Raw genomic sequence first — 16747 nt, forward strand, 5'->3', positions numbered from 1 at the left:
TTCCCGAAGAGCCGGGGCACGGCCGCTCGAGAGAGTTACCGCGTCCCACGTACCAGGATGGTAGGAGCAGTACGCGATGAGGGTTACAGGGGAAGGTCGTTGGCGCGCAACGACATACGGGCTGATTTCCCTGCTTGCGATCGGTGCCAGCGGTACGGTGCCGGCGCAGCAGACCACGTTGGACAAGCAAGAGCAGCTGCGTCGCGCACAGCGGCTCGAACAGAAGGAAACGGAGCGTAAGGACGCGCCGTTCCAGGCAGGTCCGCCGGCGAACGTCGAGCGGCTCGATGCACCCTTGCCGAAGGAAAAGCCTTGCTTTCCCTTGCAGAGCCTGCGCCTGGAAGGTGAGCGCGTGGCGGATTTCGCCTGGGCGCAACGTTACCTCGACCGCTTCGTGGGCCAGTGCGTGGGACGCGACGGCCTGGAAGCGCTGCAACGCCGCCTGTCCAACCTGATGATCGCGCGTGGCTTCGTGACCACGCGCGTCGGTGTGCCGGCCCAGGACATCTCGCAGGGTCACCTGCGCATGTTGCTCGTGCCCGGCACCTTGCGGCACATCCGATTCGCTCCCGGCTCGCCGGAACTCGACTGGCGCACCGCGTTCCCCATCCGCGAAGGCGACCTGCTCAACCTGCATGCCATCGAGCAAGGCCTCGAGCAACTCAAACGCGTCCCGTCGCAGGACGTGACCATGGACATCGCGCCCGCCGAGAAGGTGGGTGAATCCGACGTGGTGCTCACGGTGCACACCACACGCCGGTGGCATGTCGTGGCCGATGCGGGCGACTCGGGGCTCAAGGGCACGGGCAAGAACCAGGGCAACCTCAATGTGTCCTTCGACAATCCGCTTGGTCTGAACGACCTTTTCTCGATCGGCGCGGGCCACGCGTTGTTCACCCATGCCGACGGCGGCAGCACCTTCAGCGAGAACGCGACGTACAGCGTTCCCTGGGGGTGGTGGACCTTCAGCGGCTCGATCTCCACCTATCGCTACAGGCAGTGGATCGAAGGCTTCAACAGCCGCTTTCGTTCCACCGGCACCTCGACGTCGAGCGACATCACGGTGCAGCGCCTGCTCACCCGGGGCACGTCGAGCAAGACCTCGCTCGAAATGCGGCTGGCCGCGCGCAGTGCGCACAGCTACATCCAGGGCGTGGAAGTCGGCATCCAGCGCCAGCGCGTCGCCAGCGCCGAACTCGCCCTCGTGCATCGACATTACATCGGCCAGGCACAGCTGGACGCGCGCCTCGGTTACCAGCGTGGCACGCCGTGGTTCGGCAGCCAGTGGATCGGCTACGACCCGCAGGTGGGTTTCCCCACCAACCGCTACGGCCTGACCACGCTCGATCTTTCGTTGAGCCAGCCACTGAACCTCGCCGGACGGCAGGCCATCTGGGACAGCAGCCTGCGATTGCAGCGTTCCACCGACCATCTGCCCGCCGCCGAACTGATCACCATCGGCGGCCGTTATTCGGTGCGCGGTTTCGATGGCGAACAGACGCTGGCCGGCGAGCGCGGCGCGTACCTGCGCAACACCGTCACGCTGCCGCTCGGGGTGCTCGCGCCGTACCTCGGGATAGACATCGGCCGCGTCGCGGGACCGTCCACGCAAGAGGGACATCGCCAGTTGACGGGCGCGGTCCTCGGCTTGCGCGGCAGCTATCGCGGATTGAGCTGGGATCTTTTCGCCGGGCGGCGCATCCACGCGCCGCGTGGGTTCGACACGGAACAGCCGGCGACCGGCTTCCAGCTGATCTACCAGTACTGAATACGGGCAAGGGTGCCGGAGCCGGCACCGACAAGGGGCATGGGTCATGAAGACGATCAAGGAAACGATGATGCGCCAGCAGGGTGAAGTGGCAATTTCCATAGCGCGCACGCTCGCGCTCGCAATCGCCCTGGCGACCCTGGGCATACCCGTCGTGTCGTGGGCGCAGCAGGTGCCTGACGCTGCGGCGGGCGCGCACCGGCCAACGATGGATTCGGCGGCGAACGGCGTGCCCGTGGTGAATATCGTCGCCCCGAACGCGAAGGGCGTATCGCACAACAAGTACCAGCGTTTCGACGTCGACCAGCGCGGCGTGATCCTCAACAACAGCGCGGGCATCGTGCGGACCCAGCTCGGTGGCTACGTCGCCGGCAACGACAACCTCAAGGGTGGCGAAGCATCGCTGATCCTCAACGAGGTGACCTCGACGCTCCCGAGCAACCTGCGCGGCTATATCGAGGTGGGCGGCAAGGCGGCCCCGGTGGTGATCGCCAACCCGTATGGCATCACCTGCGACGGTTGCGGCGTGATCAACAGCCAGCGCTTCACGCTCACCACGGGCACCCCCGTGTTCGGCGGCAGCGGTAGCCTCGACGCCTTCCACGTCACCGGCGGCAGCATCGCCATCGGTAGCGGCGGCCTGGACGGCTCGGTGGTGGATCGCACCGACCTCATCGCTCGCGCGGTGCAGGTGAACGGCAGCCTCTGGGCGAAGGACCTCAACGTCGTCAGCGGTAGCAACGACGTGAACTATGCCGACGCCGGCGTGCGCGCCAATGCGGCCGACGCGGCTCGTCCGGCCGTCGCCATCGACGTGGCGGCGCTTGGTGGCATGTATGCGGAGAAGATCCGCCTCGTCGGTACCGAGGCGGGCGTCGGCGTGGTCAGCAGCGGCGCCATCGCGGCCCAGGCGGGTGACCTCACCCTGAGCAGCGCGGGCGAAGTGCGAATCGGTGGTACGACGGTGGCGCTGGGCAACGCGTCCCTCGACGCCACGGGTCCGGTGACCGTGGAAGGCACGTTCGGTACGCAGAATGGCAATGTCTCGTTGACCGCCCGCGACTCCCTCGCGGTGCCGGGCCGTGTCATCGCGGGCAGTGGACTGGCTGTGAATGTCGCCGGCGATACCGACGTATCGGGTCGACTGAGCGCAGGCGGAAACCTGGCTGTGTATGCGGCGCAGGAACTGCGCAACACCGGGTTGATCTACAGCGACGGGTCGTTCGACCTCCGCGCGGGCAACCTGCGCAACGTCGGCACGCTCTACGGCCTGGGCGGCGGTAACGTCGCGGCGGCTGGCCTCCTCGAGACCACCGCGGCGAGCACGCTGCATGCGGGTAACGGACTCGCCCTGGAAGCGGGCACGGTGAACAGCAGCGGTATCGTCGATGCCGGTGGTGCGTTGGCCCTGTCGAGTCGTGGCGACGCCAGCCTGCAAGGTGCCGTGCAAGGCGGTGGCGACGTGGCCGTGCGTACGGCTGGCCAATTGAACAACGGCGCGGTCATCGTGTCGGGAGGCCGGCTCGACCTGCAGGCGGCGAACCTCACCAACCAGTCCGCGGCGATCGTCTCCTCGGGCGCCGATCTGGCGGTGAATACGGCGGGCACGCTCTTCAACCAGGGCACGCTGTACGCGCTCGGCGGCGTGATCGTGAATGCGGCATCGCTGACGCAGGGCGTGAAGGGCCAGCTTTACGGCGTGCATGGCGCACGGATCGCCGTGGCCGGCGACGTGGACAACGGCGGCAGCCTCGTCGGTGGCGATGGCTTGTCCTTGACCGCGTACGCGATTACCAGCCGCGGGGAACTCGGCACGCGGCAAGGCGACGCATCGCTGGCCAGCGCCTCCGATGTCACCCTGGCGGGTAACACGGTCGTGGGGGGCACGCTGAGCCTGCGGACACCGGGTGCGCTTCGCCAGCAGGGGCAGCTCACGACGGGCAACCTCGACGCTGACGTCGGTTCACTCGACAACAGCGGCGAAACCTATGCGCGCGGCGATGCGCAGGTGCACACGGTGCGCGATGTCGCCAACGCGGGTTCGCTCTACGCGGATGGCCGGCTCACGCTGGGCGCGGATGGTGCCGTGGGCAACACCGGCACGTTGCACGCCGGCACCGACCTCGATCTGCGCGCGGCTTCGGTGGAAAGTTCGAAGCAGATCGATGCGGGTGGCGACGTCGCCATCGACGCGCAGTCGCTCCGTCTCGCGGGCAATGTGCAAGCAGGCCGGGACGTTTCACTATTCACGCCGGGCACGCTAGTCAATGCCGCCACGGTGGTCGCGGGACGTGATGCGATGGTCCGCGGCGGCGCGATGGCGAACAGCGGCGAGCTGTCCGCTACCCGCAACCTGACCGTCTCCATGGACGGCAACGTCGACAATACGGGGAAGCTCTACGCGGGCGGCGTGCTCGACCTGACCGCCGATGCCATGTCCGTTGGGGCGGAGGGTTCCGCCAGTGCCGCCGGTACAGCGGCACTGCATTTACGCGATGCCCTCGACAACGCGGGAAGCGTGGTCGGCGGGCAGGCGCTGACCGTCGACGCGGTGCGCATCGAATCCCAAGGTTCACTCGGGAGTACGGCGGGTTCAGCGACGCTGACCACCACGGGCGATCTGCATCTCGGCGGCGTGGCATCGGCGGCATCTGTCTTCCACGCCCGTTCGGCCGGCGACATGCTGGTCGATGGCAGTCTCACCGCCGCCACGATCGACGTGGCATCCGCACAATCGATGACGCTTGCCGGTTCGATCTACGCGTCGGGCAACGCGGTGTTCGACGCCGCCCAATCGATGGTGCTTCGTGGCGATGTCTACGCCGATGGCGCACTGACCCTGCATGCGTCGAGCCTCGACCAGGCTGGTACGACCCATGCCGGCGGCGATCTCTCGGTCGATGCGGCAAACATCACGACGTCGGGTACGCTGGATGCGGGCAACGACCTCATTCTCAAGGCTGGCACGGCTTCGCTCGCCGGCCGCGTGCAGGCCGCCCGTGACGTGCGCGCGGACATCGCCGGCACGTTGTCGCAGGCCGCGGCGATCGTCGCCGCGCGCGACGCCGCCGTTCATGCGGTGCGTGTCGATGGCGCGAAGGGTTCGGCGCTCAGCGCGGGACACGACCTCGCCTTGACCGTTTCGCAAGACATCGCCAGCGCCGGATCGCTCTACGCGGGCAACGTGTTGGCCTTCGATGCCGGAAGTTTCAGCCAGACCGGCGATGGGCAGGTCAACGCCGATGGTGCCCTGACATTGTTAGTGGCTGGGGCGCTCGACAGCGCCGGTGCCATCGTCGGAGGCCATGGCCTGGACGTCCACGCGGGCAGCCTGAACAGCACAGGGCAGCTCGGCAGCACCGCTGGCGATGTCTCGCTCGTCACCAGCCAGGGCGACCTTTCGTTGGGCGGCAAGACCGTCTCCGCCGGCCGGCTGGATGTGACGTCGGCGGGCGGCCTCGTGCAGTCCGGCTCGATGAGCGCCGGCGCCGCGAAGCTCGTGTCGGCTGGCGACATGGTCCTCGGAGGGGACACCTCGTCGACGGGTGCGCTCGCCGTGGATGCGGGCGGCGACCTGCACAACACGGGCAGTGTCTACACGACGGGCGCACTCGACGTGCGCTCGACCGGGAATGTGGACAACCGCGGCGGTCTCGCCTCCGAACAAGGCCTCACGGTCCAGAGCGGCGGCGCCTTGACGCAGGATGCCAACGGAAAACTGCAAACCAACGGTGACCTGTCGATCACGGCGAAAGCTATCGACAGCAAGGGCACGTTGGCGAGCGCCCGGAATCTGACGCTGGCGACGCAGGGCGACATCGACCTGTCGGGAACGACCCAGGCGGGCGGTATGCTCGGGATCGACGCGGCGGGCGCGGTGAACAACGCAGGCCGACTGCTGGCATCGAACGCCTTGTCGGTCACAGCGGGCAGCATCGGCAATACCGGCGCCATCTCGACCGATGGCAGCCTCGACCTGCATGCGGCGAACGCGCTGAGCAATGGCGGCACCGCTTACGCGGGTGGGAAAGTCACGCTCGGGGCCGCCAGCTTCACGCAGGGTGCTTCCGCGGAACTCTCTGGTGCGGCCGACGTAGCCATCGATGTGGCGGGCGCGGTCGCGAACGCCGGCAAGCTCGTCGCCACGATGTCGCTCGACGTGAAAGGCGGCAGCGTCACCAGCACGGGCACGCTGGGTACACAGCAGGGCGGGATGACCTTGCAGGCCCGGCAGGGCGATCTCGTCCTGGGTGGCACCGTGGTGTCGGCCGCGGGCCTCGACGGGACGGCCACGGGTGCTATCCGGCAAAGCGGCCAGCTTGCCGCAACGGACCTGACGCTTCATGCCGACGGCGACCTTGAAACCAGGGGCGACATTTCCGCACAGACCGCGTCGCTGACCAGCGGCGCCACCCTGAGCCAGGCGGGCACACTCTCCGCCAGTACCATCACGCTCGACGGTTCCGCCGTGAAGAACGACGGTCGCACACTGTCGTCGGGTGACCTGACCGTGCACGGCGGCAGTATCGATGCCTCCGGTGTATTGGCGGCTGGCGTGGAGGACGACGGTACGCTGGCCACCGTGGGCGACCTGCATGTGTCGGCGGATTCGGCGCTGAACGCGCATGGCAGCATGCTCGCGGGTCATGCATTGAGTGCGGCGGCGAACGCAATCGACCTGTCCTACGGTACGCAGCGTGCCGGCGGCGACGCGACGCTGATCGCACGCGCAGGGAACATCGACCACACGGCCGGTGACCTCGCCGTGGGTGGTGTGCTCACGGCCCAGGCCAGCGGCGCGCTGGTGAACCGTGGCGTGGACGGCCACGACGCACGCATGCAGGCGAACGCGCTGCTGCTCACCGTCGCCTCGATCGACAACGGTCGCGGCCGGCTGTTGCAGACCGGAACGTCGGCCTGGACGCTGGGCACCAACGGAACGCTCGACAACAGTGGCGGCACCATCGCCACAAACGGCAGCGATCTCACCGTGCACGGCGCGCGGGTGGTCAACAACGGCGGCAGCATCCAGTTGGCAGGCAATGGCCTGCTCGACGTGAAAGCCGACCAGGACATCGACAACCGCCAAGGCACCCTAGCGGGCAACGGCGCCACGCGCGTCACGGCGGTGACGGGCATCGCCAACGATGGCGGCCTGATCAACGCGCATGGCAACACGACCGTTGCCGCCGCTTCGCTGAGCAATACCGCGAATGGCGCGATTTCGGGCAATACGCTCGGCGTGACGATCACCAGTGGCGTGAATAACGCGGGCGGATTGCTTCAGGCGACGGCGGGTGATCTTTCCCTCACCGCGGCGAGCCTCGCCAATGCGGGTGGCACCATCCAGTCCGCACTCGGCGCCGTCACCCTTGGCGTCGGCGGCACCCTCGACAACGGCAGCGGTACGATCGCCGCGGGAACGCTGGCCAAGCTCAACGCTACGCGCGTGAACAACGCCGGCGTCATCTCCGGCGGCCAGCTCAACGTGCAGGCCACGGACACGCTGACCAACACAGGTGGTCACCTGCAAAGCCGTGGCGCCATCGACTTGCGTGCCACCAACGGCCTCAACAACAACGCGGGCAGCATCGAGGCCAACGGCGCGACGACGCTGAGTTCGGCGTCGATCTCCAACGTCGGTGGCCGCATCGCCAATGCCAGCGCCGCGCTCACCCAGGTCACATCGGGCGGCATTATCGACAACCGCGGCGGCACGCTGGGCGGGCAGGGAGATGTGAACCTCTCGGGTGCGTCGGTCTCGAATGCGCAGGGCGGCACGTTGGTCGCCGCGGGCAACATGACCCTCGGCACCGGCCAGCTGGATAACAGCAGCGGCACGGTCTATGCCGGCAATACGTTCAACTTCGTCAACGCGGGCGCGTCGGCCATCAATGCCGGCGGCAAGATCACGGCGGGGCGCCAGCTCAACCTCACCCTCGCCAGCCTGAACAACAGCGGTGGCACCGTACAGGCAGGCATCGACGGCGTCGCCGGTGTCGGCAACGTCGTGCTCGACATCCGGAATCTCGTCGGCCAGGGCGCCATCGTCGCCAACAACACGCTGGGCATGCACCTCGTGGGCGACTACGTCCAGGCAGCGGGTTCCAGCATCAAGGCCAATGGCGGCTTCAGCCTCGCGGTGGACGGGCAGTTCGTCAACAACGGCAGCATCCAGGCGGTGAATGGCCTGACCATCAGCGCCGCCAACATCACCAACAGTGCCGGCGCGTTGCTCAATTCGGCCAACACCCAGCTCAACACGGGCGGGACGATCACCAACGCGGGCAGTATCCAGGGCAATACCGTAGGTTTGCACGCGGGCACGGTGAACAACACCGGCAGCATCATGGGCACCAACGTGACCATCCAGGCCGGAACCGTGATCAACGGCGCCGATTTCGGCCAGGCCACCGGTAACGCGGCCCACCGGAGCGGCACGATCGCCGCGACGAACAACGTCGACATCTATACCAATTACCTGCTCAACCGTGACGCGCAGATCTTCAGCCTCGGCAACATCAACGTGGCCGGCGCGGCGCGCAATGGGCAAGGGCTGTTCGACACGCGATCGGGGCAGATCGACAACATCTCCGGGTCGATCCAGGCGCAGGGAAGCATCCTGCTGGCGGCGAACCAGATCAACAACGTGCGCCGCGTCCTGAATACGACCAGCCATGTGCTGACGGCCGAGGAGTCGGCAGCGTCGCAGCCGTTGCCGCGCTCGGATTACAAGTACGCGATCAACAAGGTGCAGGAGTACGAAACCTGGACCGAGTACCACACCATCGACGAGACGGTGGTGAATGCGGCCAGTGCACAGTCGCAGATCGTCGCGGGCGGCAACATTTCGTTGTACGGTTCCGTCACCAATAGCACCTCGACCATCTCGGCCAATGGCTTCCTCGCCGTCAACCAGCAAGGAGCGGGTGGCGGTACGGGGATGGTGTTCGGCAACGAGAACGTCGCGAACCAGTCGTTGGCCGCGGGCCGCACCATTCAGACCGTCGCCGTCACCCATCATATCGGCTGCGGTACGGACCAGAGTCTGTGCGACAACGCGGGCGGCGACACGGAATCGTATACGCGACGCCCGAATACCGATCCCTCGACTTACATCCATGACAACTACACCGCGCTGGGCGCGGTGATGTCAGGCTCCGCGGGTGTCGCCATCGGCGGGCTGAATGTATCCAACGGCGGTGTCACGGCGGATGGGCGCCCGGTCGGCAACACGCGCCTCGATCCGAACGCGCAGGCCATCGGCCTGGCATCCGTGAACAAGGGCAATGCGCAAGGTGCGGCAGGTCTGCCTGTTGGCGCGCAGGTCGATCCGGCCACCGGGCATGCCCCGCAGGTGCTCGGTGGCGCAGGTCAGCCCCTGGCTGGCGTGACCTTGCCGACGGGTGGCATCTATAGCGTCCGCGGTGGCGGCGCGGGTGAAAGCGTCGCGGTGGATGGGCCTTCTGTTGGGGGCCAGATCACCGCTGCCTCGGCGGGCGAGCGCAGCGCGGTGGGCAATGTGGCCGCGGACTCGCTCTCCGCCCTCGCCAACGGTGCGTCCGCGCGCAACGTCGGCTTGCTTGGCAATGCCTACCTCACGGCATTGCTCGGCCATCCGCCGAGTGGCAACTACCTGATCGAAACCAACTCCCGCTTCATCGACTACAGCCAGTTCATCAGCAGCGATTACCTGCTGGACAAGCTCGGCGTCGATCCGGCGCGCACGATGATGCGTCTCGGCGACGGCTTCTACGAGCAGCAGCTCGTCACCCAGCAGGTAACCCAGCTCACCGGACGCACCTACCTGGCCGACTACTCCAGTGGCCTGGAGGAATACCAGTCGCTGATGAACAACGCCACGCACGTCGCCCAGGCCATGAACCTGAGCGTGGGCGTAGCCCTCACCGCCGCCCAGGTCAGCGCACTCACGCAGGACATCGTCTGGATGGTGCAGCAGAACGTGGATGGCCACGAAGTGCTGGTGCCGGTGGTGTACCTGGCCAGCGGAAGCCTCGGGTTGACCGCGCAGGGTGCGGTGATCGCCGGCAAGGACGTGAGCATCGAGGCGTCGGGCAAACTGTCGAACGACGGCCTGATCAAGGGCCAGAACAGCACGCTGCTTACCGCGCAGGACTTGCTCAACACCGGCCGCATCTCCAGCGACGGCCTTACGGCGATCAGCGCCACCGGGAACATCACGAACATCAATGGGCGCATCGACGGTGCGGGTGTCAGCCTGATCGCCGGCGGCGATATTCGTTCGGAGAACGTGGGTGGACTGGTCGGTCGCGGCATGGATGGGGCGAGCATCACCGCGACGCAGGGCTTGCAGATCAGCGCGGGCAACAATCTGTCGCTCGACCACACGAAGGTCACGGCGGGCGGTGACGCGCTGCTCACGGCGGGGCACGACCTGACGCTGAGCGGGAAGGGGGTATCGGCTGGCGGCAGTCTGGCGCTGGGGGCGGGGAATAACCTGTCGTTGGAATCGACGGTGACCACGACCCATCCCTATGCCTGGAGCAGCACGCTTACCGGGACGCAAGCCGAAGGCCTCACGCTTAGTGCTGGGAAGGATCTTTCGCTGGTTGCGGGTAATGATCTGAGCTTGTCCGTGTCGACGCTGAAGGCCGGTGGCAACGCGGCGCTGCAGGCAGGCAACGATCTCACCCTGGGCGCGGTGCAGAGTGGGACGCGCTGGACGACGCAGACGCAGGGGAGCTCGGTGGATGCGGGTGGTTCTCTCTCGCTGCAGGCGGGGCACGACCTTGCCGTGCAGGCGGGCGGACTCAAGGCCGGCGGCGACATGGCCTTGCTGGCGGGCCACGATCTTTCGTTGACGGCGGCCGCCAATGGCTCGTCGGGCAAGGTGACACACGATGTCACGAGTCTGGACGCCGGTGGCAACCTGGCCGTTGCGGCGGGCAACAACGCGTTGCTCGAAGGTACGCAACTCAAGGCCGGCGGCACCGCTGCGCTACAAGCGGGGAATGACCTCGATCTGACGACGGTCACCGACAGCAGCACGACGACGGCAAGTTGGAAGGAGGGCAAGAAGCACGTCACCCAGACCACGACGGACGAGACCGTACGTGGCGTCACGGTGGACGCGGGCACAGGCGTCCAGATCGCAGCGGGCCACGACGCCACGCTGGACGCGACGACAGTCATGACCAAGACCGGCGACATCACGCTGGCAGCGGGTCACGACTTGACGCTCGCGGCCGAGGACGAGACGCACACGGTCGTCACGGATACCAAGAAAAAGAAGAGCGGTCTTTTCGGCAGCAAGACGACGACCACGCACGACACCAGCGAGCAGACGCTGGCGATCGGCACCTCGCTGAGCGGCGACAACGTCCATATGGTGGCGGGTAATGACCTGACGACGATGGGGGCGACTGTCGAGGCGACAGGAGATATCGCCTTGGCCGCCGGTCACGATATCGATCTTCTGTCTACCACCGATACCTACAACGAGACCCACGACAAGACGGTCAAGAAGTCCGGCTTCACCCTCAATCGGGGTGGTGGCATCGTGCAGGCAGGAAAGAAGACGGTCACCAACGACGACACAGCCCAGCACGTCGCCAATGGCACGCTGCTCAGCGGCGACTCGATTTCCGTTGCCGCAGGCCATGACGTGCTTGGCGAAGGCGCCAAGATCGCGGGCACGCACGACGTGATGATCGCAGCGGGCAACGATCTGCAGCTGACCACGGCCGTCGATATCTACGACGACAGCCACAGCAAGACGGTCACGAAGACGGGTTATTCCCAGAGCGGCATGAACGAGCTGTATGGGCAGGCGAAGGACAGCCGTTCCGAGAGCTCCCACCAGGTGACGCACACGGGTAGTGTCGTGGGTTCCACCGATGGCGAAGTCACCTTGACGGCGGGTGGCGATCTTCACCTCACGGGAACGGACGTCATCAGCAACACGGGCACGACGATCGTCGGCAAGAACGTCACGATCGATGCGGGGCTGGATACGCTTGATACGCAGCAGTCGCAGAAGCATAGCGAGGGTGGTGTTACGGGTGGCTTGGGTGGTGGCCTTTACGACCTCGCCATGGACGTGCGCAACTCCGCCGTCCGGGCGAATGATACCGATGATGATCGGTTGAAGGCGCTTTATGCCGCCAAGGCCGCCTATGAGGTTAAGGATGGCGTCCAGGCGATCCAGGGTATCAGCGGGGTCACGAGTGCACGGGGCGCTGCGGGCGCAACGGGGATCAATATCCAGGTTGGCATCGGTGGCAGTAGCGCCAGTAGCAAGACCACGACGCATGACAGCACCTCCTATGGTGGTCACATCACCAGTGGCGGCAACGTCACCATCGGCGCTACGGGAGGCGATCTAACGATCATTGGCGGCGAAGTCACCGGAAGAAATGTGGCCTTGGCAGCGACCAACGATATCAACTTGTTGAGCCAGTCCGAGGACCACAGCCTCAAGAACGATTCGAAGAACGCCTCGGGAAGTATAGGCGTCAGCTTCGGCTCCGATGGCTTTGGCATCTATGCGTCGGCGAGCGTGGGTAGCGGCAAGGCCCATGGCAACGGGAGTACGCATGCGGAGACGACCATCAATGCCGACGACAAACTGACCATTGTCAGCGGTAACGACACCACGATCGAAGGTGCGCAACTGAAGGGCGATCAGGTAGTCGCCAACATCGGCAACGACCTGATCATCCGCAGTGAACAGGACACGGACGACTACGCCAGCAAGACTATGCAGGCTGGTGGAAAGGTGATGGTCGGCCTCACGCAGAGTGGCTTTGTCAGCGGTAGCGCCTACTACGCCGCGAGCAAGGTGGATAGCCACTACACCAGCGTCAACGAGGTCAGCGGCATCAAGGCAGGTGAAGGCGGCTTCCAGATCGATGTGGGCGGAACGACGCACCTTGTCGGTGGGCAGATCGCCAGTACGGCGGACCCGTCGAAAAACGTGCTGAACACAGGTGACCTGATTTGGGAGGACCTGCATAACGAGTCGAAGTACAGCGCCAGCCAGGTGAGCATCAGCGGCGGCAGCACGATGTCCAGCAATATCGCTGGCGCTATTGGCGGAGCTATTTCCATGGCGACGCCGCAGCACGGCAACAGCAGTAGCGATACAAAATCGGGTATTGCTGAAGGAACGATCATCGTCCGTAACAATCCGGACAAGGATCTGAGCGGGTTGGATCGTGGACCCACGCTCGACGACGCCGCGCTCAAAAACGGCTTCGACGAAAAGAAGATTCAGGAGCGTCAGGAGCTCGGGGAGATTGCCGCGGAAGTTGGTTTTCGCGCTGCTGGTGACGTCGCCGATAAGATGCAATGGGCCGAAGGAAGCCCTCAACGAACAGTGCTACACGGTGCAGTGGCTGCAGCCGTTGCCGCGTTGGGTGGAGGTGATGTAGGTAAGGCGGCCGCAGGAGCCATGGCCAATCAACTTGCCATCAACACGATGGCAGACTATCTGCAGAGCCATGGAGTGGAGCGGACCGACCCTGAGTTCAAGGCTCTCATGCAGGCAGGTAGTGCGGCCATCGGTGCCGTGGTGGGCGGTGACAGCGGGTCAACGGCGGCTCTCAACGGAACCAAATACAACTATCTGACGCACGCTCAGATCGATGACCTGAACAACGCGTTGGCGGCGTGTACTACCGAATCCTGCCGTTCCAATGCTGTTGCTGAGGCAAAAAAGCAGTCGGTGCAGAACGATGTGGCGCTGGCAATTGTTTGTAACGCGGGAAAGGGTTCCGCTTGTTACCAAGGGCTCGGTGCACTTGAGTCGTACTACGACAGCCCTGTCGTGCCGCACGATATGCGCGGCGATCAGATAACAGATCGTCAGCTCGAGAAGTCAGGTTATTTTGGTGATGTTGGGTTTTTCGGTGGTGTTGCATCTTCGGTCTATGCGAATCTTCCCCAAGCAGGCGAGACCGTTGCTTACTTGTCTGGTGCCGGAGTCAAGTATGGCAATGCTTTACTACCTTTCGTAGGAAATGATGAGGGTGTGAATCCCAATAACCCATTTATTCCGAAGCAACTCGATGGTTCCCTCCCACAATTTACTAATGGCATGTCCGCGGGCGCGGCCCAAGGCACGGGGCTTGGAAATGTCTTGGCGGGGGCAACTTGGGCACTCGTTGGAAATGAAGCTGCTGTGGCCGAGAATGGGATTGCGTCCGTAAGGCCAGCTGAAGTGCTCGGAGCTAACGGAGCAGACTCAACATCTCTGGCCGCTTATCGGCTAAAAATGCAGCTGACGGCCGAGCAGGCTGCGGGCGTATCAGCGCCCACCCGGATCACTGGCTTCAGCCAACACGCCTTAGAGCAGATGGCAGGAAGGGATGGCGGTATCGGAGTTAATCTTTCAGCACTAAATGACGCGTGGACGAACCCAGCCAAAATCGAGTACTTTCCATCCAGCTATGGGCCCACGTTTCGCTACACTGGCAAGGACGCCGTGATCGTTGTTAACGACCGTGGCAACGTCGTCACGGGATGGGGTATGTCGAAGGAGGGTGTGTCGAAGTGAAAGTGGAACTTAATTGCAAGCAATTGGATAAACTTCATGAGATTTGCCGCAAGTTCAAGGTAGACGAGGCCCTCATTGACAAAGTGAGAGAAGGAACAGTCTCGTCAGATGAAGTGAGTCTTCTGTGCGAAGTAATAAATAACGAGTTTCTGACCAATGGGATAGATAGGGACTTTGAAGCTAATGACTACGGCCGGGAGATGGAAGCTCTGTTAGATGCCGTCAACTCGGTCCGCCTCAGAGGGCGGCGATGATATTAATAGTAGTAGGATCGTCCTCTTTTTAGATTGACCACGGCATACAAGTGCATGTCACAGCAGAAGGCAATCACGGTGGGCGGATACGGCCGGGTTGATGGCGGCATATCCCGATGTGTTGGCGAAGACTGTCCATGTCGACCTTACCTATGGTCTCGACACATGGATATGTGTCCGAGAGCATCGAAAGCTAGGGCGTCCGTAATGGCGCATACCGTAGAAGACAAACTGCGGACCTCGCCACCCTGATCGATACGCTGGTGCGAGACATCGGGTCAAGTGCAGATGGTTGGGAGAACAACACGGTGGAGTGGTTCCTTGAGACTATGGCGGCGTGGGTACGTTCTATTGATTTCTATGCTCGCAATACGGGGGATGCCGTAACGACGCCAAGCTGGAATACCTTTGCGAAGATTCTCCTGGCATCGCGTATTTACGAGTAATCCGTTTATTGGGAACGCTCCGGCGCGGTCTTAGCAAATAAGAACCGCCGAGATCGGCTTTGGCTTTCCAGGCTCGTCCCACCGATGGAACTGTGAAGACGACGGCGATCGCCCCTAAAGCCTTCCCCCGCCAAGCCGATGGGGCCCATCGAACGACCCCTCGGGCGATGTGCGCCAAGAACTGTGCTACACGGCGCAGTGGCTGCAGCCGTTGCCGCGTTGGGTGGAGGTGATGTAGGTAAGACGGCCGCAGGAGCCATGGCCAATCAATTTGCCATCAACACGATGGCGGACTATCTGCAGAGCCATGGAGTGAAGCGGGCCGACCCCGAGTTCAAAGCGCTCATGCAGGCGGTAGCGCAGCCGTCGGTGCTGTAGTGGGCGGCGATAGCGGTCCGACGGCAGCCCTCAACGGCACCAAATACAACTATCTCACGCACGCCCAGATTGACGACCTGAACAATGCGTTGGCGGCGTGCACGACCGACTCCTGTCGTTCCGACGCGATTGCTGAAGCCAAGAAGCAGTCAGTCCAGAACGACGTGGCGCTTGCGATTGTTTGTAACGCGGGAGGATCCTCGGCATGCTACAAGGGGTTTGGTGCACTGGAATCGTACACTGATAGTCCGGTTGTTCCGCGCGAGATGCGTGGAGATCAGACGACCGATCATCATCTCGAGCAATCCGGGTACTTCGGCAATATCGGGTTCCTCGGCGGCGTCGCAGCTTCGGTCTATGCGAGTCTTCCGCAAGACGGTGAGACTGGCGCATACCTGTCTGGTGCGGGAGCAAAGTACGGTAATTCTCTCCTGCCATTCGTAGGAAATGATGAGGGGCCGAATCCAACCAATCCGTTCATTCCGAAGCAGTTCGGTGGCGCGTCCCCGCAGTATACGGATGGGATGTCCGCAGCGGCCGCGCCGGGGACTTGGGTCGGAGACCTTCTAGGAAAAACCACCTGGCTTCTCGCTGGAAATGAAGGCAAGGTGCCGGCGACAACCACCGTTGTTGAAGCTGAAGCCGGCAGTTGGCCAAATGTACCAACACTGGGGTCGTCTCCACAAAGTGGCGCCAACCCGCTCGCGGTTTACGGGCAGAACACGTCTAAAATGGTCCACCTGTTCGAAAATTCGGCTCCACAGTTTGGAGCCAATCGCTGCAAAATTTGGAAGTCCAGAGCAGGCTCTTGAGGCTGTGCATGAGGCTGCTCAGCAATTCGTTGGCAAACCCGGAGCAATTGTCACCACCTGGATGGATGTTGGCGGTACACCTGTTTGGGTGCGAGGGACGACTGTGGACGGCGTCTTTCGTATCGGAACGTTGTCTGGTGATGTCAATAACTCGAAGTATCCTTATCCGTGAGAAGAGTGATGGACACTATTTCAGCCTTTGAGTGCCGCGTTATTCGGCTCGCGTTACGGGGTGACGAAGATTGGATTCGGCAGCTCAGAGAGCAGATTCCGTACCTTTCGGTACTACGACGCGATGTCTTCGCTGGTGGAGTTACAACTCATCTTGCGTGTGACGAAAGGGCTATTCCGGTTGTTGTTCCGCGGGGAGGAAACGGTCTCCCAGTAAGTAGCTATCCTCCAACTGTCAATGCGATTCGCGAGTTACCTGTGCCAGCGCTGGCAAGTTTCGTCGTATGGGTTGGAAAGGACGGAAGGATAGTCGAACTTGAGGCACTGTCGTTGACAGACGATCTGTGGCCGGCGCAAGCGGAAGAAGGCTTTCACTCATT

The 16747-nt window shown here is 63.6% G+C and carries 3 protein-coding genes; all 3 read left to right on the top strand.

Annotated features, from left to right (window positions below):
• The first annotated feature begins 76 nt into the window (after positions 1-76).
• The 3 genes from AB6730_RS12845 (at position 77) to AB6730_RS12855 (ending at position 16196) form a co-directional block, all read left to right on the top strand.
• A complete protein-coding gene (locus AB6730_RS12845) occupies positions 77-1768 on the top strand; it encodes a ShlB/FhaC/HecB family hemolysin secretion/activation protein (RefSeq protein ID WP_371023988.1) in 1692 nt (563 codons plus the stop codon).
• A 46-nt stretch (positions 1769-1814) separates the two neighbouring features.
• Positions 1815-14306, top strand: a complete 12492-nt coding sequence (locus AB6730_RS12850) for a hemagglutinin repeat-containing protein (protein WP_371023989.1) — start codon at positions 1815-1817, stop codon at positions 14304-14306.
• A 1077-nt stretch (positions 14307-15383) separates the two neighbouring features.
• Complete coding sequence (locus AB6730_RS12855; RefSeq protein ID WP_371023990.1) at positions 15384-16196, top strand: hypothetical protein; 813 nt, start codon at positions 15384-15386, stop codon at positions 16194-16196.
• Positions 16197-16747 lie beyond the last annotated feature (551 nt).

This window comes from Luteibacter sp. RCC_6_2 (assembly GCF_041360655.1).
Taxonomy (GTDB): Bacteria; Pseudomonadota; Gammaproteobacteria; order Xanthomonadales; family Rhodanobacteraceae; genus Luteibacter.

Bases quoted from the DNA above. Each gene is read 5' to 3' on its own strand.
- AB6730_RS12850 (WP_371023989.1), top strand. From the start codon at position 1,815: ATGAAGACGATCAAGGAAACGATGATGCGCCAGCAGGGTGAAGTGGCA.
- AB6730_RS12845 (WP_371023988.1), top strand. From the start codon at position 77: ATGAGGGTTACAGGGGAAGGTCGTTGGCGCGCAACGACATACGGGCTG.